This window comes from Dyella sp. Tek66A03, assembly GCF_052567735.1.
The window spans coordinates 4,124,249-4,147,464 of record NZ_CP199584.1 but is presented as its reverse complement, the minus strand read 5'-3'; the positions used below and the strand labels follow the sequence as shown (position 1 = coordinate 4,147,464).

Below are 23,216 nucleotides of genomic sequence, written 5' to 3'. Positions count from 1 at the left end.
GCGGGGCTAGCCAAAAGTCATGGGTACTAAACTTCTCGGCGGGTTTAAGGTCTGTAACCGCGCAACCTTTGATGGAACACCTGATGGACATGCCCCAAGCACAGCCTGCAGCCCGCTTGCAGCAGGCGTTTTTACGCGTACGCGACGAGCTGCAGCGTAGCGTTATCGGCCAGCCGCACCTCATCGATTGCCTGCTGGTGGCGCTGCTGGCCGACGGCCACTTGCTCGTCGAAGGCGCGCCCGGCCTTGCCAAAACCACCGCGGTCAAGGCGCTGGCCGCCTGTATCGAGGCTGATTTTCATCGCGTCCAGTTCACGCCGGATTTGTTGCCGGCGGATCTCACCGGTACCGATATCTTTCGTCCGCAGTCCGGCAGCTTCGAGTTCGAGCGCGGTCCGCTGTTCCACAACATCGTGCTTGCGGACGAAATCAATCGTGCGCCGGCGAAAGTGCAGTCGGCCTTGCTCGAGGCCATGGCCGAGCGGCAGATCACCGTAGGCCGCAGCACTTGGCACCTGCCCGAGCTGTTCATGGTGATGGCGACGCAGAACCCGATTGAGCAGGAGGGCACGTTCGCGCTGCCCGAGGCACAGCTCGACCGCTTTGTCATGCATGTGACCATCGGCTATCCGGATGCCGCGTCCGAGCTGGCCATCCTCAAGCTGGCACGTGATCAAGCACGCCGCAGCCTGCATCCGGTGGCTGCGCCGGGGCCGACGTTGAGTCAGGCCGATGTATTCGAAGCGCGCGACGCCGTGCTGGCCGTGCACATGGCGCCGGCGCTGGAGGAGTATCTGACGCAACTGGTGCTGGCGACCCGCAACGCCAGTGCCTACGGGCTCGAGCTGAAACGCTGGATTGCCTGGGGCGCGAGTCCTCGCGGCACCATTGCGCTGGATCGTTGTGCTCGCGCCCATGCGTGGCTGGCGGGTCGCGACTTCGTTTTGCCCGAAGATGTTCACGCCATCGCGCATGAAGTGCTGCGTCACCGTGTCCTGCTCAGCTACGAGGCAGAAGCCGAGGGCGTGCGCAGTGATCAGGTCATCAAGCGCGTGTTGGACCTCGTGCCGCTGCCGTGAGCGCTGTCGTGAATAGGCCTTTGGAGGCGGATGGTCGCACCCGCGTTCGACTTTCCGAACTGGTGGCGCTGCGCGCCCGCGTGGCGAAGGCGGCCCTGCCGCGGCTGGAAAGCCGTGCCATGCGTGCGGGTCAGCAGTCGAGCCGTCTATACGGTCGCGGCATGGACTATGCCGAGTCGCGTGTCTACCAGCCGGGTGACGATGTGCGCCGGCTCGACTGGCGCCTGACGGCTCGCAGCGGACGCCTGCATACCAAGCTGTTCCAGGAAGAGCGCGAAGGTCGCCTGCTGATCTTGCTGGACACGCATGAAAGCATGCGTTTTGGCACGCGTGTGCGATTCAAATCGGTGCAGGCCGCCCGCGTCGCCGCGATTGCCGCCTGGTACGCGGTGCGCGCTGGTGAGCGCGTTGGGCTGATGGAATTTGGAGGCGGTGATCGCTTGCTCCGTCCGCAGTCGGGTCCGCGAGGTGCGCTGGCTGTCTGCGGCGCCTTGGCCGAGTGGGACGGAGCGGACGCGCGCGCGCCGGGCGAGCAACTGTCCGACGCGCTGCAGCGCGCGTCCCGCCTCATGCATGGCGCGAATCGCGTCCTGCTGATCAGCGACGGGCTCAGCTGTGACGAAGCGGCCCATGGTCGTCTGCTCGACCTCTCAAGAAAGGCGGGTGTCCGTGTGCTGGTGGTGGCTGACGCGCTCGAGCTGTCCATGCCGGCACCAGGCCGCTACCCGCTTGAGCATGAAGGTGAGCGTCGGGAGGTGGTTTTGTTCGGCGAGCGCCAGCGCCGCGAATTCCAGCAGTTGCTGGGCGCAGGGCAGGCGCGCTTGAACGAACTGGCACAACGACTCGGGATGTCCCACCGTACGATGGACACCGCCAGTGACCCGGTCGACGCCGTCATGGCGTTGCTGGCGCCCGGAGTGCGCCGATGATGGCGGCATCCAGTCAGGCGCCCGTGGATGCAGGCCCGGTGTTGCGTGACATCCATCTGCCGCGGGATCCTTCCTGGTGGCCACCCGCGCCGGGCTGGTGGATGCTTGCGCTCTTGCTCGTGGCAGTCGGCTCGGCAGGTGTCTGGTGGTGGTTGCGCAGCAAGCGGCGCCGTGCGATCGAGCGCGCCGTATTGGCCGAAGTGGATCTCGTCGCCAGCCAATGGATCGACCAACCCCAGCAGCTCGCCGCCGCCTTGCACCAGCTTCTGCGTCGTGCCGCCCTGCGCTATGACGCCGCCGCCGCCCGCGTACATGGCGATGACTGGCGACGACTCCTGGCGGTGGTATCCGATGACCAGGTCATGCTGGACCGGCTGACCCACCTCGAATCGGCCATGTATCGGCCGGATGCCTCGTTTGAAAAGGATGCCACCCTCGCATCGACGCGGCTGTGGCTGCTCAAGGCGTGGCGTTATCACCCGACCAGGAAGGCTGCGTCCGCGGCTCAGTCGTCCGCGCGCGTGGAGGCCAGTCATGCCTGAGTTCGCGTGGCCCTGGGTTTTCCTGCTACTGCCGTTGCCATGGCTGCTGCACCGCTGGTTGCGTCCGGCCCAGCCGGGCCAGGCGCTGCACTTGCCCCATCCTGGACTGCATCTGGCTGCCGCAGAGCGGAGAAGTGAGGGCGGTGCCCGCTTCTGGTTCTTGCTGCTTGCGTGGCTTTGCTTGCTCGTGGCCGCGGCGCGCCCGCAGTGGGTAGGGCCGCCGCAGGCGCAGCAGCGCAGTGGCCGGGCGCTGATGCTGGCCGTGGATCTGTCCGGAAGCATGCGCACTGACGATATGCAGCTCGGCGGTCAGCCGGTCAGTCGATTCGGGGCCGTCGAGGCGATCGCTGGTGATTTCATTTCCCGTCGTAGCGGCGACGAAATGGGGCTTATTGTGTTTGGTAGTCGTGCGTTTCTGGTCACGCCATTGACCTACGACTTGAATGCGGTGCGTGCCCAGCTACAGGGTGCGGCGGTTGGCTTGGCGGGCACCGAGACCGCCATTGGCGACGCGATCGCGGTTGCGGTGAAGCGTCTGGCAGGCCTGCCTGAGCAGGCACGCGTGGTCGTGTTGCTCACCGATGGCGTGAACAATGCCGGCAGCATCGCGCCGCTGGACGCCGCACGCGCCGCCAAGGCAGCCGGCGTGCGCGTCTATACCATCGGCATCGGCGCAACCGAAATGCGCGTTCCCGACTTTTTTGGATCGCGTACGATCAATCCGTCAGCGGACCTGGATGAGGGCATGTTGCGATCGATGGCCTCGCAAACCGGGGGACGTTATTTCCGTGCTACGGACTCGGACCAGCTCGCCGATGCCTATCGCGCCATCGATGCCCTGGAGCCGATGCCGCAGCAAGGGCCAACGTTGCGGCCGCGCCATGAGCTGTTCCCGTGGCCGCTCGCACTGGCCACGCTGGCATGGTTGCTTGCGTTGGCGCCACGAGTGCGCCGCGTCGAGGTCATGGCATGACCGAGGCATGGCAGCAGTTTCATTTCTTGCGGCCGCTGTGGCTGCTGGCCTTGCTGGCCTTGCCGGCACTGCTGATGCTGGCTACCCGGCGCAGCGTCGCGGGTGAGGCGCTGGCATCTCTGGTCGATGCCGAATTGCTGCCGCATCTCCTGCAGGGTCGCGAGCGTCGGCAGAAACTGCCGTACGTCTTGCTCGCCGTGGGCTGGACGCTGTGCGCGTTGGCCATGGCCGGCCCGACCTGGAGCCACGTTGCGCAGCCGCTCTATGCGCGACGCGCGCCTCAGGTGATCGCCCTGTCTCTGTCTCAGCACATGCTGGCGCGTGACGTGGCGCCGAGTCGCCTCGACCGCGCCCGCTACAAGGTGCGCGACTTGTTTGCGGCCAATCATGATGGTCTCAACGCGTTGCTCGCGTATGCGGGCGAAGCGTTCGTGGTGGCGCCGCTTACCACGGACGCAGGCAGCCTCAATGATCTGCTCGACGCGCTGGCGCCCGATACGATGCCAACCGACGGCGACAACGCGGCACAGGCCATCGAACGTGGCGTGGCCTTGATGCGCGATGCCAAGGCGGGCGGTGGCTCGCTGGTGTTGGTCACCGACCGTGCAGACGCCTCGGCCGAGGCAGCAGCACGCAAGGCGTTCAGCGAGGGCGTTCGTGTTTCCGTGCTTGGCGTAGGTACGCCGCAAGGTGGCCCGGTGCCGCTGGCCGACGATAGCTTTCTGCGCGACGGACAAGGCGGCCTCACCATGGCGCGCCGCGATGACGAGTCACTGAGGAGCCTCGCCGCCGCAGGTGGTGGTCGCTATGTGCCGATGAGCGACGGTCGCGATGACATCGATGCATTAGGCGGCGAACTGCGCGCCGATGGCGCAGCGACGCTGGCCGGCGATCAGCACGGTGATCAATGGCAGGACCGTGGACCCTGGTTGCTACTGCCACTGTTACCGCTGCTTGCCATGGCGTTTCGTCGAGGCTGGCTGATGTTGCTTCCGCTGGTGTTGTTACCCTGTTTCCCTGGCGCAGCCCACGCGGGCGCGTGGAACGATCTGTGGCAGCGTCCCGACCAACAGGCCGCCGCGGCGCTCAGCCAGGGTAGGGCGAAGGAGGCGCAGCAGTTGGCGCGCGATCCCGCATGGCGTGGAGCCGCAGCCTATCGCGCCGGTGACTACCCTGCCGCCGCCACCGCGTTGAAGCAATCGTCCGGCGCGGAGGCGCAGTACAACCTGGGCAACGCCCTGGCCAGGCAGGGCGACTATCAGGGCGCGCTGGATGCGTACGACCAGGCGCTCAAGTTGTCGCCGGCCAATACGGACGCTGTTGCGAACCGCAAGGCCGTGGAGGACTGGCTGCATCGCCAGCAGCAAAATCAGTCCCAGGACAAGGGTGCACGCAACGACAAGAACAAGTCGGGGCAGGGCAAGCAGGACACGCCATCGGACGATGCGCAAAACCAGGGCGGACAGCAGCACGAGCGTGCCGATCAGAACGGCGAAGGCAAGCCTGGGCAGAATGAAAAGGGCGACTCCCAGGACCGAGACAAGGGCAGCCAGGAACAGCAGGATAAGGATCAGCGCGCAGACGGGTCGAGTCAGACCAAGCCGCTGACGCCACAGGAGCAGGCTGAGCAACGCGCTCGTGAGCAGCAGGCGCAGCAGGCGCTGCAAAAGCAGATGGACAAGGCGCTGGGAAAGCCGGGAGCAGAGCGGCAGTCCGCTACGCATGAGCTGGGCGCCGTGCCCGCGGATGACCCGCAATCCAAACTTCCAGCCGATGTGCGGCAGGCGCTGCAGCGCGTACCGGACGATCCGGGTGCCCTGTTGCGCCGCAAGTTCGATCTTGAATACCGGCAGCGCCATGGCGCTGCACCGTCGGAGGACGACTCACCGTGAAGTCGCGTCACTTGCTCGCCCTGCTGTGGCTGGTCGCGTGCCTGGTTCCTATGGCGTCGCGCGCGGCCGAGGTACAGGCCGCGCTGGATCGTACGCGCGTGGAGTTGGGTGAAACCGTCACGCTGAACCTGCGCGCGGCCGGTGGCGGCCTGGTCCAGGTGCCGGATCTGAGCGTATTGGGGCGGGACTTTGCCGTGCTGGGAACGTCCAGCAATTCCAGCGTCAGTATCGTCAATGGCAGCCGCTCGGCACAGGTCGTCGTCGGCGTGGCCTTGCGTCCACTGCACGTGGGTACGCTGCAGATACCATCCCTCCCATTTGCCGGCGGCACCACGGCTTCGTTGACGCTGGAGGTGGTGGCGCCCGATCCGTCGGCGGCCGCATCCGGCCATAAAGACGTCTTTCTGGAAGCGGCCGTCGAGCCGGCTAGTGGCTATGTCGGACAGCAGCTGGTCTATACCGTACGCCTGTATTTCGCAGCCAACCTGACCAATGGCGCGTTGGAAGATCCCCAGCTGGCCGGTGTGGATGCACGGCGCATGGGGGATGAGACGAATTACCAGGCGGAACGTGGTGGTCGTCGCTACAACGTTATCGAACGCCGATACGCGCTAACGCCGCAACGTGAGGGTCACCTGGTGATTCCGCCGGTCGCCTTCCAGGGCGACATGGTGAATCTGGCCGATCCCGATACGTTCTTCGGCAATGCCACGCCGGTGTCGGCATCGTCGCCGCCTGTAGCCATCGACATACGGCCAGCCCCCGCACTGGCCGCTCGCACCGCCTGGTTGCCGGCGCGCGAGTTGACGCTGACACTGGATGGTGGACCTGCGCAAGGCGAACTACGCGTAGGACAGCCGCTCAACCTGGTGATGAGCGTGCAGGCCACCGGCTTGCCCTACGAGGCATTACCCGCACTGAGTCTGCCCACGCTGGATGGCGCCACCGTGTATCCGGACAAGCCCGTCAACGGCACGCGCGTGGATGGCCAATGGATCGTCGGCCGTCGCCAGCAGGGCTTTGCCATCGTGCCCAATCGCGCCGGCACGCTGACGATTCCCGAAACCACGCTTACCTGGTGGAACGTGGTGTCCGATCATGCCGAGGTGGCGCACATTCCGGCACAGAGTTTCACGGTGTCGCCTGCCGCCGGTGTCGTGGCGGCGCCACCCGCGAGTGCAGCGCAGCCCACGCGGGCCACGCTGCCGGCAGCGACATCGGCGCCCGCCATCAGTCACGCCACGCCCTGGCGCTGGATCGCACTGGGCAGCATCGGTCTGTGGTTGGTCAGCGTGGTCGGCTGGCTTTGGTGGCGACGTCGGCGTACGCAGACTCTCACCGCGAACGCGGAAAGCACCGCCGCGAAGGTGACGCCTGCACGCTTGCGGGCGGCGTTCCTGGATGCTGCCCGCAGTAGCGATGATGCAGCACAAGCCATGACGCTGATGGCCTGGGCACGGGCCGAACGCCCGGCCTTGCAGAATCTTGGCGAACTGTCCCGTGCGTTGGCATCGGACAGCCAGGCTGCTGCCATCGCCGCGCTGCAACGCAAGCACTATGCAGGCGTGGACGAACAGGGTGTGGGAGAGCAGCTGGCGAACGCTTTCCGCGACGGCTTCTTGTGGCGCCAGGCCGAGCAGGCCGTCAACGCGTCACCGCTGCCGCCGTTGTACCCGTTCAACTTGCATCGTTAAGCGCTGCCTGCCAGATCGATGTCATCGACGGGCCGAAACAGCACAACAACACACGGATCGGAGCGATGCCTGTTTGTGCCTCGCGAAGGCTTCGCAGCGCCACGGCTGCGGCAAGTTCGGGAGGGTAGCCATAGATGCCGCAACTGATGGCCGGGAAAGCAATGGACTGCACCGCGTGCTCGATCGCCAGCGTCATGCTTTGCCGGTAGCAGCTGGCAAGCAGCGAAGCTTCATCGTGGGCGCCGCCGTGCCAGACCGGGCCGACCGTGTGGATGATGTAGCGTGCAGGCAGATGGAATCCCGGTGTGAGGCGGGCTTCTCCGGTAGGGCAGCGCACGCCAGGTTGTACCTGCGGCAAGCTGCGGCAGGCCTCCAGCAGCGCCGGACCCGCCGCGCGATGAATGGCGCCATCGACGCCACCGCCGCCCAGCAGGCTAGTGTTGGCGGCATTGACGATGGCGTCCACGTCAAGCCGGGTGATGTCCGCGGTGACAATTTCGATAGACATGAGGCGTGGTTTCGTGGGAATTTGCGACGTATGCTTGAGGTTACACTTGGACAGCGCAGACCGACATCACATCTATGACTAAGGTGGAAGATATTTCCTTTGGTTATCTGCTGAACGATGTGACCTTGCTGTTTCGCAAGCACTTCGACAGACGCGCCGTGAAATTCGGGTTGACCCGCGCGCAATGGCGGGCCACCAAGATGTTGTATTACCGCGAAGGCCTGCGTCAGACCGAGCTCGCCGAGCTACTGGAAATGGAGCCCATCGCGGTAGGTCGAGTCATCGATCGCTTGCAGGCGGCAGGCTTTGTCGAACGCCGCCCGGATCCCAAGGATCGTCGAGCCTGGCGCCTGTACGTGACCGATCAGGCGCGTGGCGTCATTGCCGATATGGAGCTCATTGCCCAAGGCTTACGCAAGGACGCCACCATTGGCGTCAATGTCGCCGAAATGGAGCAGGCCATGGGCGTGCTGAACCGGATCAAGGAAAATCTGCAGGCGCTTGAGGCCTCGTCGGTGGAGGACGAGCAGGAATCGTAAGCCATCGTCGCCCATGCCTAAGCGGCGTTCGACCGCCGGACCTGGGTTTGAATAGGCTTCGCTGCGGGCCTGCCAGCCGCCATGCGCGCGTAATGTCCTGCGATCAGATCAACTCGCACCTCGCATGCATGCCGCATAGTGGCGTGTTTGCCAAGTGCTGTCGGTCGTGCCTTTCGGGGGCACCGACTGCCGCACAATGTCCAATGCGGCGCGCTGCTCGGTAAAAAGAGGGGGGTAGCGTGCCTCCTGTGACATACATCGAAGTCGATACCGTGGCGCCCCCGGCACACGCCGTCCCCAGCCCGCGGTCGATGGTCGGAGAACTCATGCAGCGTACGTCCCGCAGAAAATTTGCCTTGCTTGTGGCGGTGCTCGTCGCAACGGCTTTGGCCGTCCAGATGTTTCGCGGGAGCGAGCGGGCCGCCGCCAAGACGCCTGCCGCGCCTGCCGTGGTTCCCGTGAAAGTGGTCAGCGCGCACCGTGGCGATCTCGATCTGACGCTGAAAGTGATTGGCCGCGCCGAGGCCTTCTCGACCGTCAATGTGCAGGCACGTGTCAGTGGCCAGCTGCAGTCGTTGCTGTTCACGCCGGGTGCTCATGTCAAGAAGGGAGACACGATCATCCGTATCGATCCCAGCCTGCTGCAGGCACAACTCGATCAGGCCCTGGGCAACCTGGCCAAGGACCAGGCACAGCTGGCCAATGCCGAGGCCGTGCTGAAGCGTTACCAGCCGTTGCTTGGCAAGGGTTATGTGGCGCAGTCCGATTACGACACCTACAAGGCCAACCAGGGCATCTATCAGGCATCGGTGAAATCCGATCAGGCCGCCGTGGAGCTGGCGCGCACCCAGCTTGGCTACGCACAAATCCAAGCGCCGTTTGACAGCGTCGCCGGCGCGCCGTTGATCTATCCGGGCGCGCAGGTAAGTGCGAACGGCACATCCATCGTGGTGCTGAACCAGATTCGCCCCATCCACATCACCTTCTCCATCCCGGAAACCGGGCTGGCGGGAACCAAGGCTGCCATGGGTCGCGGCACGGTACCGGTCACGGCAAGCATTCCCGGCACCAAGATGTCATCCATGCAGGCGGAACTGGATTTCATCAACAACGCGGTGGACCCGACGACCAGCACGATCCAGCTCAAGGCACGCTACGACAACAACGATGACCGGCTCACGCCGGGTCAGTTTGTCGAGGTCGTCTTGCCGACGACGCGCTTGACCAAGGTGGTCACGGTGCCGGTGGTGGCCTTGCAGAATTCGCCCCTGGGCAGCTTCGTATTTGTCGCCAACGCTGACGGCACGGTGCAGCAGCGCATGGTGACGGCCGGGCCCACCAGTGGTTCGCAGGTGGTGATCGAGAAAGGCCTAGTTGGCAGCGAGCATGTGGTGACCGACGGCCAGCTGCTGCTGGTGGATGGCGCGCATATACGTGTCGTTGCCGACAACGGATAAGCGCCTGCCATGCTCACCATGCTCACCCCTCGCACCCATGTTGCGCCTCTACTTCGTAGCCATACGCCGCCGTCTGAAGCTGCCGTGAAGGAGGCTGGTGAATGAACCTGCCTGCACTGTGCATCCAGCGGCCGGTGATGACGACGCTGTTGATGATCGCCTTGCTCGTGTTCGGCATCGCGGCTTACCCGAAGTTGCCGGTCAACGAATTGCCCAACGTCGACTTCCCGACCATTACGGTCAGCGCGAGCTTGCCCGGTGCCGCGCCGGAAACCATGGCGACCGCCGTGGCCACGCCGCTGGAAAACCAGCTGTCGACGATCGCAGGCATCCAGTCGATGACGTCCACGAGTGCCTTGGGCGGCACGTCGATCACGCTGACGTTTGAGCTGGACCGCAATATCGACGGTGCGGCGCAGGACGTGCAGGCGGCCATTTCCGCGGCGCTACGCCAGCTGCCGACCAACATGCCGACACCGCCGACGTTCCGCAAGGTGAACCCGGCCGATGCGCCGATCATTTATCTCACCCTGCGTTCGAAGACCCAGCCGCTTGCAGTCGTGGATGACTATGCAGAGACCCAGCTGGCCCAGCATCTGTCGATGATCGATGGCGTGGCCCAGGTGAATGTGTACGGCGCGCAGAAGTATGCCGTGCGCATCAGCGTCGATCCGCAGAAGCTGGCGGCGAGCGGCATTGGCATCGATACGGTGCAGAACGCGGTTTCCAATGCCAACGTCAACCTGGCTACCGGTTCGCTCAACGGCAATCGCCAACTGCTTTCGATTCGTTCCGACGGTCAGTTGCAGCGCGCCGATCGCTACAACAACATCATCGTTGCCTACCGCAATGGCGCGCCGGTGCGCCTGTCCGACCTGGGCAGCGCAGAAGACAGCGTACAGAACGATCAGGTGGCAAGTTGGTACAACGGCGAGCGCGCCATCATTCTGGCCATCCAGCGCCAGCCGGGTTCGAACACGGTCGCCACCATCGATCGCATTCGCGCTGCGTTGCCGCAGTTCGAAGCGACCTTGCCGCCGTCGATCAAGATGGCCGTGCTTTACGATCGCTCCGATTCGATCCGCGCCTCGGTGGACGACGTGCAGTACACCCTGCTGCTGGCGGGCGTGCTGGTGGTGCTGGTGATCTACCTGTTCCTTGGCAATGCGTCGGCCACGCTGATTCCGGGCCTGGCCTTGCCGGTGTCGATCGTGGGCACCTTCGGCGTGATGTTTGCGCTGGGTTACAGCCTGGACAATCTGTCGCTGCTCGCCTTGACCCTCGTGGTCGGCTTCGTGGTGGACGATGCGATCGTGATGCTGGAGAACATCGTCCGGCATGTCGAGGACGGCATGGACCCGTACGAGGCATCCTTAAAGGGCGCGGGCGAGATCGGTTTCACCATTCTCTCGATGACGCTGTCGCTGGTGGCGGTGTTCCTGCCGGTGATGTTCATGGGCGGCATCGTCGGCCGCCTGTTCCACGAGTTCGCCGTGACCCTGAGCGTGGCGATTCTGATTTCCGGATTCGTCTCGATCACGCTGACGCCGATGCTGTGCAGTCGCTTCCTGCGTCATGCCGAGCACGAGAAAAAGGCGCGCGTGGTGCTCTGGTTTGATCGCGGCTTCGAGCGCGTGCGAATGGGTTACGCGCGCACGCTGGCCTGGGCCGTAGCGCACCCGCGCTCGATTCTCGGCGTGTTCTTCAGCAGCCTGGTATTGACCGCCGTGCTGTTCGTCGTGGTCGACAAGGACTTCATTCCGGCCGGTGATTCCGGTCAGCTCAATGTGAATGTCGAAGGCCCGGACGACATTTCGGTCAGGGGCATGGGGCTGCGTCAGCAGGCCTTGGCGGCCATCGTGGCCAAGGACCCGAACATCGATGCCTACATGTCGTCGGTGGGCAGTGGCGGCGCCCGCACCACGACCAATAACGGCTCGATCCTGTTGCGGCTGAAGCCGGCCAGCGAGCGCGCACTCGACCCCAATGGCATCATCCAGGAGCTGCGCAAGAAGTTCGCGGAGGTGCCGGGCATTCGCGCGTATATCCAGAACCCGCCATCGATCCAGGTGGGTGGTCGCCAGTCGAAGGCACAGTATCAGTACACGCTGCAATCCATCGATATGGATGCGTTGTATAGGTGGTCGGGCAAGGTCATCGACGCCTTCAGCAAGTTGCCCGGTTTCCAGGATGTCACCAGCGACCTGGACCTCAATGGCCCGTCGATCGTGGTCAATGTCGATCGCGACAAACTGGCCACCTTGGGACTGAGCATGGATCAGGTGCAGACCGCGCTTGGCTCGGCATTCGGTGCCAACCAGATCTCCACGATTTATGGTGCGTCTTCGCAGTATTGGGTGATTCTGCAGGTCTACTACGCGCTGCAGAACGATGCCGATGTGCTGTCACAGCTCTATGTGACGTCGAGCAGCGGCACCCTGGTACCGCTCAACGCGGTGGCGAGCTTCGAGCGCAAGCCCCAGGCACTCACGGTCAACCATCAGGGCCAGAGCCCCGCCGTGACGGTATCGTTCAATCTGGCGCCTGGCGTCAGTCTCAGCCAGGCGGTGGCCAGCATCGATGGCGCGATGAAGAAGATGGAGTTGCCACCGTCGATCACCGGCAGCGTGCAGGGTACCGCGCAGGCCTTCCAGGACTCCATGCAGGGCATGGGTTTGTTGCTGGTGCTGGCGCTGTTCGTGATCTACCTGGTGCTGGGTATTCTCTATGAGAGCTTCATCCACCCGCTGACCATTCTCTCGGGCCTGCCATCCGCGGGCGTGGGCGCCCTGCTGACCTTGATGATTTTCCGGGCGCCGCTGGATCTGTTCTCCTTCGTCGGCATCGTGATGCTGATCGGCATCGTGAAGAAGAACGCCATCATGATGATCGACTTTGCGCTGGCGAGGCAGCGTAGCCATGGCATTTCGCCGGCCGAAGCCATCCTCGAGGCGTGTCATGTGCGTTTTCGTCCGATCATGATGACGACGATGGCGGCCCTGGCTGGCACCTTGCCGATTGCGCTGGGCCTCGGTGCAGGCGCGGAGACGCGTCGTCCCCTGGGACTTGCCGTCGTGGGTGGCCTGCTGGTTTCGCAGCTGCTCACCCTTTACCTGACACCGGTGATCTACCTGTATCTGGATCGCTGGAACGAACGCTTTTCAAGCAAGCGCAATCTTCCGCAGATGAGTCCGGCGCACGAGTAAAGCGGCGGGTCGGCAACACACGGTCAACAAAAAGGGCGGCCCGGAGGCCGCCCTTTTTGTTGCTCACTGGCGTTAGTGGATCACTCTTCCGCGCCGTCGTTGGCGAAGGCGCCCGGTGCCGAACCGAAGTCGCCATTCGCCTGCGCCGCCATATACGAGAAGGCCGCATACACCGCGACGTTCTGCGCCAGCTCCTTCGGATCGATCTTGTCGAGCGTGTCGTTGGCCGTGTGGTGGAAGTCGAAGTAGTCGGTGCCGTCCTGGGTCAGCGAAAGAGCGGCCATACCCTTGGCGTGCATCTGCGACAGATCGGAGCCGCCACCACCCGCCCGCTTGGCGTCATAGGCCACCCCGATCGGCGCCAGCACCTGGGCCATCTGCTCGATGGCACCGCGTGCTTCCGGCTTCACGCTGGCACTCATGCGCCATACCTTGCGTGCGCCGAAGTCGGACTCGGTGCCGAGCTGGAACTTGGCGACCTCAGCGCCGTGCTTGTCCGCATAGGCACGACCACCCCACAGCCCCATCTCCTCGTTGGCAAAGGCGATGACCCGAATGGTGCGGTCGGGGCGTTGCGGCATCTCGCCGATCAGCTTGGCCGCCGCCATGGCGATGGCCACGCCAGCACCGTCGTCGATGGCGCCGGTGCCCGGATCCCAGGAATCAAGATGACCACCGATCGCGACCACCTCGTCCGGGTGCTTCTTACCAGTGAATTCGCCGATCACGTTGGCACCGGTATAGGTGCCGCTGATGCCGCAATCGAGCTCCAGCTTGATGCTGACCGGCTTGCCATGGGCCAGCACGCGCGTGAGCTGGTCGGCGTCGGGGTTGGAGAGGGCGGCGGCGGGGATGGCTTCCTTCGGATCCTTGAATCCAGTCACGCCGGTATGTGGCGTACGGCTGTTGGCGTCGGTACCGGCCGAGCGCAGCAGGAAGGCCGCTGCGCCCATCTTGGAGGCAATCACCGGGCCGCCCACGCGGATAGCCGAACCGATGGCGTAGTCCTGACCGTCCTTGTGACGCTGCATGCGCGCGTCGACATAAACGATCTTGCCCTTCACGCTGGCTGGATCAGCCTTTTTCAGCGCATCGAGGCTGTCGAATCTCACCACGTCGGCCGTGAGGCCGCCCTTGGGCGTGCCGGACGAATAGCCCAGGGCGATCAGGGTCAGCGGCTGCGGGAACGGAGCGACGATTTCCGCGTGTTCGCTGCGGCGCTCCCACAGCGGATAGGTGACCTGTTCGGTGTAAACCTTGTCGAAACCCAGCGCCTTGAACTTGGCGATGGCCCATTCGCGGCCGCGCTGGTCCGCGGGACTGCCGGCGAGACGAGGGCCGACTTCGGTCGTCAGCGACTCCACGATCTGATAGCTCGTGTTGTCGTTCATCGCCTTGTCGCGCAGCTGTTCGGCCGCCTTTACGGCTGCGGCAGGGATGGTGGTCTGGGTGGCGGCACTGGCCGTGCCGACAGCCAGGATCAGGCTGGCAGCAAGCAGGGTGAGGGGCAGGCGGCGCATGGGTAACTCCTCGGGCGGAAACCGCAATTATGGCGCGCCTGCCCCATCGCGCTTAGGCCAGAAGTCACGCTGGTGCCAAAACGGCAGCGGCCGCGCAAGGCGCAGGCCGTTACCGTTTTGGCAAACGTTACTGCTTGGCTTTCAGCAGGTCGCGGATCTCGGTAAGCAACACCACATCCGGCGGCGGCGGGGCCGGCGTGGCTTCCTGGCGACGGGTCAGCCGGTTGATCGCCTTGACCACCAGGAAGATGGCAAACGCGATGATGACGAACTGGATGAGCGTATTGATGAAGGCGCCATAGCCGATGGCGACTTCGGCCACTTTGTGAGCCGGGTTGCTGTTATCGGCCGGCTTGAGTACCCACTTCATATCGGAGAAGTCGATGCCGCCCGTGAGGGCGCCGATCGGTGGCATGACGATCTGGTCGACCAGTGATGTCACGATCTTGCCGAACGCGCCGCCGATCACCACACCGACGGCGAGGTCGATGACATTGCCGCGCATGGCGAATTCTTTGAACTCTTTGAGCATGCTCATGCTTCACTTCCTCGCTAAGGCCGCGGATGGCGAGGGAACTCTAACGCAGCATGGGCCGGACGCGACACCATAGAGCCCGGCAAGCATGTGCGCGATTCAGACGACCTGTCCGTCCAGCGTGGCCACGCCTGCGACTTCGGCATGGAAACGATCACCGCGCTGCAGCGCGGCCACACCCGCCGGCGTGCCGGTAAAGATCAGGTCGCCGGCCTTCAGTTCGAACAAGGTTGACAGGATGGCGATGATCTCCGCCACGCCATGCACCATGTCGCCGAGTCGGCCCTGCTGGCGCTGCTGGCCGTTGATGCTCAGACTCAGGGTGGTCCCGTCGCTCAAGGCGACCTGATCGGCCGGCCGCAAGGCGGATACCGGCGCGGAGTGATCAAACCCCTTGGCCACATCCCACGGGTGGCTCTTGGCCTTGGCGATCGCCTGCAGGTCGCGGCGGGTGAGGTCCAGGCCCACGCCATAGCCCCAGATCAGCGTGGCGGCGCGCTCCAGCGGAATATCCCGACCGCCGGCGCCAAGCGCGACCACCATTTCCACTTCGTGATGGAGGTCCTGGGTGGCCTGCGGGTAAGGCACGTCCGCACCGTCGGCGACGATGGCGTCGGCCGGCTTGCAGAAGAACATCGGCGTGTCCTTGTCCACGGTCGCGCCCATTTCACGGGCGTGCTCGGCATAGTTGCGGCCGATGCAAAACACCCGGCGGACGGGGAAACGCTGGTCGCTGCCAAGGATCGGCAGGCTCGGAATCGTGGGGGGCGTGATGGCGTATGACATGGCCCGGCAAGATTAGCAGTTCAGGCTGGCTGGCTCCCAGCGAGGAGGCAAGTTTCACGTCAGCTTTTCTCCGGATGAACTTGCGAGTACAAACGGCGGGGTTACTCGGCGGCAGGCCGCGTGTGACAGCTGTCATCGTCAATGCCTGATGGCGCGCCCTGGCTGCGAAGCGGCCGCTCCATCATGGTTTGTACATTGAGCAACCGGCAGCAGCCGGCGGCGGGGAGCATTAGTGGCGAATACGGATCTTTTGAAGGAACTGCGCATCGAGAAGCATCAGCGCGAGGAGCATGGCCAGGGACCGGGTCGTTGGCCGTGGATCGTCGCTGTTGTCCTCGTCGTATTGATGCTGCTCGGGCTCGGCGGCTGGTGGTTGACCGGTCGACGCCCGCTCGAGGTGCAAACCGCCGTGGCACAGTCGCCCGCGTCGAATGCCGGCGCTGGCGCCGTGCTGCAAGCCACCGGTTATGTCACGGCACGGCGCCAGGCGACGGTATCGGCTCAGATCACCGGCACCTTGACCCACGTGCTGATCGAAGAAGGCGATCACGTCAAGCTGGGACAGATCGTGGCCCGTCTCGACGACGCCCAATACAAGGCCGCACTGGAGGCCGCACGCACCCAGGCCGCGGCTGCGCATGCGCTGGTGGCGCAATTTCAGGCGCAGCTCGTGCAGAACATCAAGGATGCGGAGCGCCAGGAGTCGCTGGTTACCAAGGGATTGGTAGCGAAGCAGGCGGCGGAACAGGCGCGCACGCTGGTCGATACGTCCCGCGCACAACTGGTCTCCCAGCAGCGCCAGGCCGCGTCAGCGGACGCCCAGGTGGTGGTGGCTCGCGTCAATTTCGACTACTGCGTGATCCGTGCGCCGTTTGATGGCGTCATCACCACCAAGGATGCCCAGGTGGGCGAAATCATTTCGCCGTTTTCGGCAGGCGGCGGCTTTACCCGCACCGGCGTGGGCACCATCGTCGACATGGATTCGCTGGAAGTCGACGTGGACGTCAACGAAGCGTATATCGGTCGCGTGAAGCCGAACATGCCCGCCGAAGCCGTACTGGATGCGTATCCGGACTGGAAGATTCCGGCACACGTCATCGCCATCGTGCCGGCCGCCGATCGCGGCAAGGCCACCGTGAAAGTGCGTGTGGCACTGGAACAGAAAGACTTGCGCATCGTGCCGGACATGGGCGTACGCGTGTCGTTCCTAGAGCAGAAGCAGGACCATCCGATAGCGCAGGCGCCCGGGGGTGCACTGGTGCCGGCGCCGGCCATTGCGCAGCGCGATGGCCACGCGGTGGTATTCGTCGTCAGCGATGAGATCGCGCAGCAGCGTACCGTCACGCCGGCGGCGTCGAGCCAGGGCGACTTGCGCTTGCTGCCTGCTGGCGTGAAGGTCGGCGACACGGTGGTGGTTTCACCGCCGATAGAGTTGAAAGATGGTATGCGAGTAGTCGCAACCGGCAAGCCGAAAGACTGAGCGGGCACGGATCCGCGGCGTATGACTGAGCGCATCGCAGCGCGCGATGCCACGTAGTCACATAGGGAGCACACGCATGGGCACGTTGATCGAAACCCGCGACCTTTCCAAGGTGTACGAACGCGGCAAGCAGAAAGTTGAAGTGCTGCATCACATCAACCTGGATATTGCCGAGGGCGATTTTCTCGCCTTGATGGGGCCGTCGGGCTCCGGCAAGACGACCTTGCTCAATCTCATCGGCGGATTGGACGCGCCGACCGGCGGCAGCATCACCGTCGCCGGACAACGACTCGACCAGCTCAGCGGCGGGTCGCTCGCCAAGTGGCGTGCGTCGCATGTCGGCTTCGTATTCCAGTTCTACAACCTGATGCCGATGCTCTCGGCCCAGCGCAATGTCGAGCTGCCCTTGTTGCTGACCAAGCTTTCCGGTGCGCAGCGCCGCAAGAATGCGTCCATCGCGTTGCAGCTGGTTGGGCTGGACGACCGCGCGACGCACAAGCCCAGCGAGCTATCCGGCGGCCAACAGCAGCGCGTGGCGATCGCCCGTGCGATCGTGTCGGATCCGACCCTGCTGGTTTGCGACGAGCCCACCGGCGACCTGGATCGTCAATCCGCCGAAGAAGTGCTCGGCCTGTTGCGCCTGCTCAATCGAGAGCATGGCAAGACCATCGTGATGGTCACGCACGATCCCAAGGCGGCCGAATACGCCAACCATACTTTGCATCTGGACAAGGGCACCTTGGTCGAACAGGCCGTGGCGTGAGGAGGCGGCGATGAAATATCTTCATCTCATCTGGGCGGCGCTGTTCCGGCGCAAAGCCCGCACGATACTCACCCTGGTATCGATCATCGCCGCATTCCTGTTGTTCGGCATGCTCGATGCGGTGCGTACCTCGTTCAACCAGGCCGGCCAGAGCGCAAACGGTGCGCAGCGCCTTCAGACCGGCTCCAAGCTCTCCTTCATCCAGACCTTGCCGCAGTCGCTGGAAGCACAGATTGCGCAGGTGCCGGGCGTGAAGATGGTGACCTACGCCAACTGGTTCGGCGGCGCCTACCAGGACCCGCACAACCAGGTCTTCAGTTTCGCGGTGGAGCCCAACTACATTGATCTTTATCCGGAGATCGAAGTGAGTCCTGCCGAGCGCAAGGCCTTCGACGAGACGCGCACCGGTGTGCTGGTGGGCGAGAAGCTGGCGCAACGTTTTAATTGGAAAGTCGGCGACAAGATCCCGTTGCAGTCGACCATTTTCCCCAATCGCGAAGGCAGCAAGAACTGGACCTTCGATATCGTCGGCATCTTGCACTCGAAGGACAAGAAGGCTGGCGGTTTCTATGACCAGCTGCTCCTGCTGCATTGGAAATATTTCGATGAGACCACGCCGTTCAATCGTGGCACCGTTGGCTGGTACGTCACGCGCGTGGCCGACGTCAACCAGGCGGATCGGGTGGCCAAGGGGATCGACGCCATTTCCGCCAACTCGGATCACGAGACGCGTACGCAAACCGAACAGGCAGCTACCGCGAACTGGATGAAGCAGCTTGCCGATATCGGCCTGATCGTAGGTTCGATCATGGGTGCGGTGTTCTTCACTCTGTTGCTTTTGTCCGGTAACACGATGATGCAGGCGGTACGCGAGCGGACCAGTGAGCTGGCCGTGCTCAAGACCATCGGATTCTCCAGTCAGAGCGTGCTGGCGATGGTTTTGGCTGAGTCCGTGCTGTTGGTGTTGTTGGGCGGCTGCATTGGACTTGGCCTGGCCACCTTGATTATCCCGACGATCAGCGCTGGCAGCGGCGGCATGTTGAATCTTGGCGTGGTCAGCGGCAGCAGCTGGGTACTCGGCATCGTCTTGATGATACTGATCGGCTTGCTCGTGGGTGCCTTGCCGGCATGGCGCGCCATGCGCCTGAATATTGTCGATGCACTGGCTGGACGCTAAGGAGAACGACATGAGTGCACTGACGAATTTTCTGTTGTTGCTCCTGGTCGTCGCCGTGATGATCATCTGGGTGATGCTTCCCTGGTACGGCGTGGTTGCGCTAGCGCTGCTGTTTGCCGGCTGGATGATGTTTACCCGGCGCGGGCAGCAGGCGGCCTCCGTAGCCGGTGTGGGTATCAGCACGCTGGGACAGCGCATCGGTTCGTCCGCCGTGATCGTCATCGGCATTGCCGGTGTGGTCGGCGTACTTGTCGCGTTGCTTGCGATGGGCGAGGGCTATGCCGAAACGCTGCGCAAGACCGGTAGCGATGACACCGCCATCGTGATGCGCGGCTCTTCTGCCGCCGAAGTGATGTCGGTGCTCGATCACGACAGCGTGACCCTGATCCCGCAGGCGCCCGGCATTGCACGAGACGCCAAGGGCCAGCCAATCGCGTCGCCGGAAATCGTTGTCGCCGCGAACCTGCCGATCAAGGGCGGTACCGCCGATGACGAGGGCAGCGTCCAGCTGCGCGGCGTGAGTGAGCAGGCGTGGGCGGTGCGTCCGAATGTGAAGATCGTCGAAGGACGCAACTTCCAGCCGGGCATGCGCGAGCTGGTCGTGGGCAAAGGCGCGGCAAAGCAGTTCGCCGGTCTGGAGCCAGGCCACACGATCCATCTGGGCAGCCAGCAGTGGACCGTGGTGGGTGTGTTCTCTTCCGGAGACGCCATGGATTCGGAAGTGTGGGGCGATGCCAGTGTGGTGGCGGATACCTATCGCCGCGGCAGCAGCCGCGCATCGGTCACCGTGAGGCTGACCGATCCCAAGGCCTACGACTCTTTCAAGGCCGAACTCGACGGCAATCCGCAGTTGAAGGTGGACGTGAACACCACGCTCGACTACTTCAGCAAGCAGTCCGAAGGCATGACCAAGGTGATCCGTGTCGTCGGCATCACGGTGGGCCTGATCATGGCGATCGGTGCCATGTTCGGCGCGCTCAACACCATGTTTGCCGCCGTCGCAGCACGTGCCCGGGAGATCGCGACACTGCGGGCGATCGGTTTCCCCGGATTGCCCGTGGTGGTCGCCGTGATGCTGGAGACCATGTTGCTTGCGCTGATCGGTGGCCTGCTCGGCGGATTGCTCGCTTGGCTGATCTTCAACGGCTACAGCGCGTCGACCTTGGCGGCCGGCACCGTGGGCAAACTCAGCTTTGAACTAAGAGTGTCGCCGGCCTTGCTCTGGACCGGCCTGAAATGGGCGCTCGCCATTGGCTTCATCGGCGGCCTGTTCCCGGCGGTACGAGCGGCGCGCCTGCCGGTAACCACGGCGTTGCGCGAGCTGTGATGATCGCGGAGCGCGGGCACCTGCCCGCGCTCCTTCAGGCACTACGACGCTGCCTGGCCAGGGTGATCGCACCCACGCCAAGCAGGATAATCGCCATGCCGACCATGTCATAAGGGCCGACGTGTTCTCCCGCCAGCATGACGCCAAACAGCACCGCCACCGGCGGGTTTACATAGGCATAGCTGGTAGCCAGAGCCGGGCGGGCATGCTTGAGTACGTAGAGATAAGCACTGAACGCGATGATCGACCCGAATACGGCGAGGTAGACCACCGCCGCGGTAGCGCGCAGGGTGGGATGTGCCGGCAGATGTTCGCCGCTGACAAAACCCACCAGCAGCAACGCGACGCTGGCACACAGCATCTGCGCCGCGGTGTTCATGGGACCGGCAGGCATGTCCTGGCGACGGCTCCAGACCGAGCCAAAGGCCCAGCTCATCGCGGCCACCAGTAAGGCGATGGCACCGATGCGCGAACCGGCGAGACCGCTGCCGAGGTTAAGCACGATCACACCGACGAAGCCGATCACCAGTCCGAGCGTTTCCCGCCGCGAGGGCCATTCGCCATACATGCCGGCGAACATCGCGGCAAACAGCGGCATGCTTGCTACTGCCACGGCGGCAATGCCCGAACTCACGCGTTGCTCGGCAAAGCAAACCAGTCCGTTGCCGAAGCCGAGCAGCAGCACGCCCGTGAAGGCCGCATTGCCCCATTGGCGCGGTGTCGGCGCTTTCATGCCGCGCAGACGCAGGAACGCAAACAAGGCCACGCCCGCACCGAGGAAACGCACGCCCGCCAGCAGGAAGGGCGGATAACTTTCCAGCGCGAACCGGATGCCGAGGTAGGTCGAGCCCCAAATGATGTAGAGCGCAAACAGCGCCAGTGGCACGAAAACGCGCGTGTCGGCAACAGAGGCAGGCGCCGCAGCAGCGGCGGATGTCATGGCGGAGTCGGTCATGGGCACGGAACGGGAGGAGGCATCGCGGGGGTGGATGCAAGCCATAGTGTACAGGGCTCATAACATAGGCCGGTCGGGACGCGGGCAGAAGCGAGACCTATACAAGGCTGATTTGAGATGCGCTCAAGTCGCCTGTGATTACGCGGCGGCTGTATGTCGCGTGTGATGGTTCTCGTCCCGCTGCTCGCCAGCCAGTAGCTCGCGCTTTCGCTCCACCCCCCAGCGCCAGCCGCCCAGCGAGCCGTCCTCGCGCACGATGCGGTGACACGGCACGATCAGGGCAAGGCGATTACTGCCACAGGCACGGCCGATAGCGCGCGCCGCCTTGGGCATGCCCAGCTCGGCGGCCAGTTCACCATAGCTCTTGGTGGTGCCGCTGGGTATGCGCGTCAACGCGTCCCATACCCGCCACTGGAAGGCGGTTGCGGCGACATCGAGCGGCGGCAGTTCGGGTGCCTCGGCATCGCTCCAGCCCAGCTCGCTGGCAATGTGCCTGATGACCGCATCCAGCCATTCCTCGCGGCCGGCATCGACGCGCTGGTGCGTGGCCTGGGGAAATTCCGCAGCGAGGCGGGATTCCAGTTCCGCATCGTCGTCACCGAGCGTGACGGAGCAGATGCCTCGCGCCGTGGTGGCTACCAGCAAGCGGCCCAGTGGCGTGTCGGTGGTGGTGTAGCGGATATCGGCGCCGGCACCACCTGCGCGGTAGCTGGCCGGGGTCATGCCGAGCAAGCGGTCGCTGTGCTCGTAGACGCGGCTGCCCGAACCGAAGCCGGCGTCATACACGGCGTCCGTTACCGCGGCGCCATCGCGCAGGGCCGCCTTGAGCTGGCCGAAGCGGCGCGCACGGTGATATTCGGCGGGACTCATGCCGTAGCGACGCCGGAAGGCGCGCTGCAAATGCGTGGGACTGAGCTTGGCCGCGTCGGCCAGCGCTTGCAGGGTCGGGGCCTCGTCGGCTCGCTCCACCAGCGTGCGGACATGTTCCAAGGCGGTATCGGTGGCGCTGCGTATAGTCATGGCGGCATCCGCAAGACGAATGGCCTCAGGCTAGTCGCGGTCGGGGCCGGTGGCCATCCGGATCTTGCGCAGAACTACGGTGAACCGAACACCCAGGGCAAACGCTATGGCGTTCGCCCGTCCGATCGATGGTGTTCAACGCACCGCGTGGCGACTCTGGTTCAGCACCACGAAGTCACCCTCGATGATCTCGGGCTGGTGCGGGCGACCGGCCACGGACGCTGGCGGGCGGCTACGAGACCACTGGCGCAATGCGAACACCAGGCTGCCGCCGATCAGCAGTACACCCGCAACGACCAGGCCGAACACCAGCAGCACACCGACCAGGGCGAGCCCGACAACGAGCGACAGGGCACGAACCAGCGGATGACGGGGACGACGTGGCATGGGCATCGAAAAGCGCATGTGTTAAAAATCCGTGTGGTAAAATCAAGGACTTACAGGCGTAACGATGGGGCCTTAGGGCCAAAGAGGCAAGTGCCGATGGATGCAGCTACCCCCGACCAGGCGCTATGCCGGCTGGACGATATTCCCGATGGCGGCGCGATTGCCGTCGATGCCGTGCTGCGTGATGGCGAGGAGAGTGTGATCGTGCTGCGTCGCGATGACGCAGTACGTGCCTATCTCAATATCTGTCCGCATGCGGGCCGCCGCCTGGACTGGGCGCCGGGCAAGTTCCTCATCAAGGATAACCTGCTGATCTGTGCTGCCCACGGTGCGTCGTTCAACGAAAGCGACGGCCTTTGCGTAGGCGGCCCCTGCCGTGGCGAGCATCTCCGCGCCGTACCGTTGCGGGTCGACGACGGTGAGGTTTATCTCGAAGGCTGAAGCGTG

General features: G+C 64.1%; 21 protein-coding genes. 14 read left to right on the top strand and 7 right to left on the bottom strand.

Going from position 1 to position 23,216, the window contains the following annotated elements; genetic code table 11:
- The first annotated feature begins 83 nt into the window (after positions 1-83).
- From ACT01B_RS18505 to ACT01B_RS18480, 6 genes are read left to right on the top strand one after another with little or no spacing between them, the layout of a single operon-like run.
- Positions 84-1,079 (top strand): AAA family ATPase, encoded by a 996-nt coding sequence (locus tag ACT01B_RS18505; protein ID WP_445144671.1) that lies wholly within the window; start codon positions 84-86, stop codon positions 1,077-1,079.
- The gene (locus ACT01B_RS18500; RefSeq protein ID WP_445144670.1) at positions 1,076-2,008 is read left to right on the top strand and encodes a DUF58 domain-containing protein; all 933 of its coding nucleotides are present in this window, start codon (positions 1,076-1,078) and stop codon (positions 2,006-2,008) included. Before ACT01B_RS18505 ends, ACT01B_RS18500 begins: the two co-directional genes overlap by 4 nt.
- On the top strand, positions 2,005-2,550 hold the full coding sequence (locus ACT01B_RS18495) for a DUF4381 domain-containing protein (protein WP_445144669.1): 546 nt from the start codon (positions 2,005-2,007) through the stop codon (positions 2,548-2,550). Before ACT01B_RS18500 ends, ACT01B_RS18495 begins: the two co-directional genes overlap by 4 nt.
- Positions 2,543-3,523 (top strand): VWA domain-containing protein, encoded by a 981-nt coding sequence (locus tag ACT01B_RS18490; protein WP_445144668.1) that lies wholly within the window; start codon positions 2,543-2,545, stop codon positions 3,521-3,523. The genes ACT01B_RS18495 and ACT01B_RS18490 overlap by 8 nt, the downstream gene beginning before the upstream one ends.
- Complete coding sequence (locus tag ACT01B_RS18485; RefSeq protein ID WP_445144667.1) at positions 3,520-5,415, top strand: tetratricopeptide repeat protein; 1,896 nt, start codon at positions 3,520-3,522, stop codon at positions 5,413-5,415. Before ACT01B_RS18490 ends, ACT01B_RS18485 begins: the two co-directional genes overlap by 4 nt.
- A complete protein-coding gene (locus ACT01B_RS18480) occupies positions 5,412-7,109 on the top strand; it encodes a BatD family protein (RefSeq protein ID WP_445144666.1) in 1,698 nt (565 codons plus the stop codon). The genes ACT01B_RS18485 and ACT01B_RS18480 overlap by 4 nt, the downstream gene beginning before the upstream one ends.
- On the opposite strand, the gene ACT01B_RS18475 is transcribed toward ACT01B_RS18480, so the two are convergent.
- A complete protein-coding gene (locus tag ACT01B_RS18475) occupies positions 7,093-7,617 on the bottom strand; it encodes an O-acetyl-ADP-ribose deacetylase (RefSeq protein WP_445144665.1) in 525 nt (174 codons plus the stop codon). The two genes, ACT01B_RS18480 and ACT01B_RS18475, sit on opposite strands and share 17 nt — an antisense overlap.
- 74 nt (positions 7,618-7,691) lie before the next feature.
- On the opposite strand from ACT01B_RS18475, the gene ACT01B_RS18470 reads away from it, so the two are divergent.
- The 3 genes from ACT01B_RS18470 to ACT01B_RS18460 all read left to right on the top strand — a co-directional run bounded on the left by ACT01B_RS18470 (position 7,692) and on the right by ACT01B_RS18460 (position 12,819).
- Positions 7,692-8,156 (top strand): MarR family winged helix-turn-helix transcriptional regulator, encoded by a 465-nt coding sequence (locus ACT01B_RS18470; RefSeq protein WP_445144664.1) that lies wholly within the window; start codon positions 7,692-7,694, stop codon positions 8,154-8,156.
- Between the two features lie 326 nt (positions 8,157-8,482).
- On the top strand, positions 8,483-9,613 hold the full coding sequence (locus ACT01B_RS18465; RefSeq protein WP_445144663.1) for an efflux RND transporter periplasmic adaptor subunit: 1,131 nt from the start codon (positions 8,483-8,485) through the stop codon (positions 9,611-9,613).
- Positions 9,614-9,714: 101 nt separating this feature from the next.
- Complete coding sequence (locus tag ACT01B_RS18460) at positions 9,715-12,819, top strand: efflux RND transporter permease subunit (protein WP_445144662.1); 3,105 nt, start codon at positions 9,715-9,717, stop codon at positions 12,817-12,819.
- Positions 12,820-12,899: 80 nt separating this feature from the next.
- On the opposite strand, the gene ACT01B_RS18455 is transcribed toward ACT01B_RS18460, so the two are convergent.
- From ACT01B_RS18455 to ACT01B_RS18445, 3 genes are all read right to left on the bottom strand, one after another.
- Positions 12,900-14,339, bottom strand: coding sequence for a M20/M25/M40 family metallo-hydrolase (locus ACT01B_RS18455; RefSeq protein ID WP_445144661.1), 1,440 nt, complete (start codon positions 14,337-14,339; stop codon positions 12,900-12,902).
- Positions 14,340-14,466: 127 nt separating this feature from the next.
- Positions 14,467-14,877, bottom strand: a complete 411-nt coding sequence (gene mscL, locus ACT01B_RS18450; RefSeq protein WP_445144660.1) for a large-conductance mechanosensitive channel protein MscL — start codon at positions 14,875-14,877, stop codon at positions 14,467-14,469.
- Positions 14,878-14,973: 96 nt separating this feature from the next.
- Positions 14,974-15,660, bottom strand: coding sequence for a fumarylacetoacetate hydrolase family protein (locus ACT01B_RS18445; RefSeq protein ID WP_445144659.1), 687 nt, complete (start codon positions 15,658-15,660; stop codon positions 14,974-14,976).
- 232 nt (positions 15,661-15,892) lie between these two features.
- Here ACT01B_RS18445 and ACT01B_RS18440 point away from each other — a divergent pair, with 232 nt between their 5' ends.
- The 4 genes from ACT01B_RS18440 (at position 15,893) to ACT01B_RS18425 (ending at position 20,407) form a co-directional block, all read left to right on the top strand.
- Positions 15,893-17,140 carry an efflux RND transporter periplasmic adaptor subunit gene (locus ACT01B_RS18440; protein WP_445144658.1) on the top strand — a complete coding sequence of 416 codons (1,248 nt, stop codon included), beginning with the start codon at positions 15,893-15,895 and terminating at the stop codon, positions 17,138-17,140.
- A 76-nt stretch (positions 17,141-17,216) separates the two neighbouring features.
- Positions 17,217-17,903 (top strand): ABC transporter ATP-binding protein, encoded by a 687-nt coding sequence (locus ACT01B_RS18435; RefSeq protein ID WP_445144657.1) that lies wholly within the window; start codon positions 17,217-17,219, stop codon positions 17,901-17,903.
- A gap of 10 nt (positions 17,904-17,913) precedes the next feature.
- Positions 17,914-19,080 (top strand): ABC transporter permease, encoded by a 1,167-nt coding sequence (locus ACT01B_RS18430; RefSeq protein WP_445144656.1) that lies wholly within the window; start codon positions 17,914-17,916, stop codon positions 19,078-19,080.
- 10 nt (positions 19,081-19,090) lie between these two features.
- The gene (locus ACT01B_RS18425; RefSeq protein WP_445144655.1) at positions 19,091-20,407 is read left to right on the top strand and encodes an ABC transporter permease; all 1,317 of its coding nucleotides are present in this window, start codon (positions 19,091-19,093) and stop codon (positions 20,405-20,407) included.
- A gap of 34 nt (positions 20,408-20,441) precedes the next feature.
- Here ACT01B_RS18425 and yedA read toward each other — a convergent pair whose 3' ends face one another.
- The 3 genes from yedA to ACT01B_RS18410 form a co-directional block, all read right to left on the bottom strand.
- Complete coding sequence (gene yedA, locus ACT01B_RS18420; protein ID WP_445144654.1) at positions 20,442-21,362, bottom strand: drug/metabolite exporter YedA; 921 nt, start codon at positions 21,360-21,362, stop codon at positions 20,442-20,444.
- A gap of 138 nt (positions 21,363-21,500) precedes the next feature.
- Complete coding sequence (locus ACT01B_RS18415) at positions 21,501-22,382, bottom strand: methylated-DNA--[protein]-cysteine S-methyltransferase (protein WP_445144653.1); 882 nt, start codon at positions 22,380-22,382, stop codon at positions 21,501-21,503.
- A 135-nt stretch (positions 22,383-22,517) separates the two neighbouring features.
- A complete protein-coding gene (locus ACT01B_RS18410; RefSeq protein ID WP_445144652.1) occupies positions 22,518-22,769 on the bottom strand; it encodes a hypothetical protein in 252 nt (83 codons plus the stop codon).
- Between the two features lie 96 nt (positions 22,770-22,865).
- Here ACT01B_RS18410 and ACT01B_RS18405 point away from each other — a divergent pair, with 96 nt between their 5' ends.
- Positions 22,866-23,210 (top strand): Rieske (2Fe-2S) protein, encoded by a 345-nt coding sequence (locus ACT01B_RS18405; protein WP_445144651.1) that lies wholly within the window; start codon positions 22,866-22,868, stop codon positions 23,208-23,210.
- Positions 23,211-23,216: the final 6 nt, after the last annotated feature.

Coding starts and splice junctions, on each gene's coding strand:
- ACT01B_RS18505 (WP_445144671.1), top strand. CDS start 84: ATGGACATGCCCCAAGCACAGCCTGCAGCCCGCTTGCAGCAGGCGTTT.
- ACT01B_RS18495 (WP_445144669.1), top strand. CDS start 2,005: ATGATGGCGGCATCCAGTCAGGCGCCCGTGGATGCAGGCCCGGTGTTG.
- ACT01B_RS18490 (WP_445144668.1), top strand. CDS start 2,543: ATGCCTGAGTTCGCGTGGCCCTGGGTTTTCCTGCTACTGCCGTTGCCA.
- ACT01B_RS18485 (WP_445144667.1), top strand. CDS start 3,520: ATGACCGAGGCATGGCAGCAGTTTCATTTCTTGCGGCCGCTGTGGCTG.
- ACT01B_RS18475 (WP_445144665.1), bottom strand. CDS start 7,617: ATGTCTATCGAAATTGTCACCGCGGACATCACCCGGCTTGACGTGGAC.
- ACT01B_RS18470 (WP_445144664.1), top strand. CDS start 7,692: ATGACTAAGGTGGAAGATATTTCCTTTGGTTATCTGCTGAACGATGTG.
- ACT01B_RS18465 (WP_445144663.1), top strand. CDS start 8,483: ATGCAGCGTACGTCCCGCAGAAAATTTGCCTTGCTTGTGGCGGTGCTC.
- ACT01B_RS18460 (WP_445144662.1), top strand. CDS start 9,715: ATGAACCTGCCTGCACTGTGCATCCAGCGGCCGGTGATGACGACGCTG.
- ACT01B_RS18455 (WP_445144661.1), bottom strand. CDS start 14,339: ATGCGCCGCCTGCCCCTCACCCTGCTTGCTGCCAGCCTGATCCTGGCT.
- mscL (WP_445144660.1), bottom strand. CDS start 14,877: ATGAGCATGCTCAAAGAGTTCAAAGAATTCGCCATGCGCGGCAATGTC.
- ACT01B_RS18445 (WP_445144659.1), bottom strand. CDS start 15,660: ATGTCATACGCCATCACGCCCCCCACGATTCCGAGCCTGCCGATCCTT.
- ACT01B_RS18435 (WP_445144657.1), top strand. CDS start 17,217: ATGGGCACGTTGATCGAAACCCGCGACCTTTCCAAGGTGTACGAACGC.
- ACT01B_RS18430 (WP_445144656.1), top strand. CDS start 17,914: ATGAAATATCTTCATCTCATCTGGGCGGCGCTGTTCCGGCGCAAAGCC.
- ACT01B_RS18425 (WP_445144655.1), top strand. CDS start 19,091: ATGAGTGCACTGACGAATTTTCTGTTGTTGCTCCTGGTCGTCGCCGTG.
- yedA (WP_445144654.1), bottom strand. CDS start 21,362: ATGACCGACTCCGCCATGACATCCGCCGCTGCTGCGGCGCCTGCCTCT.
- ACT01B_RS18415 (WP_445144653.1), bottom strand. CDS start 22,382: ATGACTATACGCAGCGCCACCGATACCGCCTTGGAACATGTCCGCACG.
- ACT01B_RS18410 (WP_445144652.1), bottom strand. CDS start 22,769: ATGCCACGTCGTCCCCGTCATCCGCTGGTTCGTGCCCTGTCGCTCGTT.
- ACT01B_RS18405 (WP_445144651.1), top strand. CDS start 22,866: ATGGATGCAGCTACCCCCGACCAGGCGCTATGCCGGCTGGACGATATT.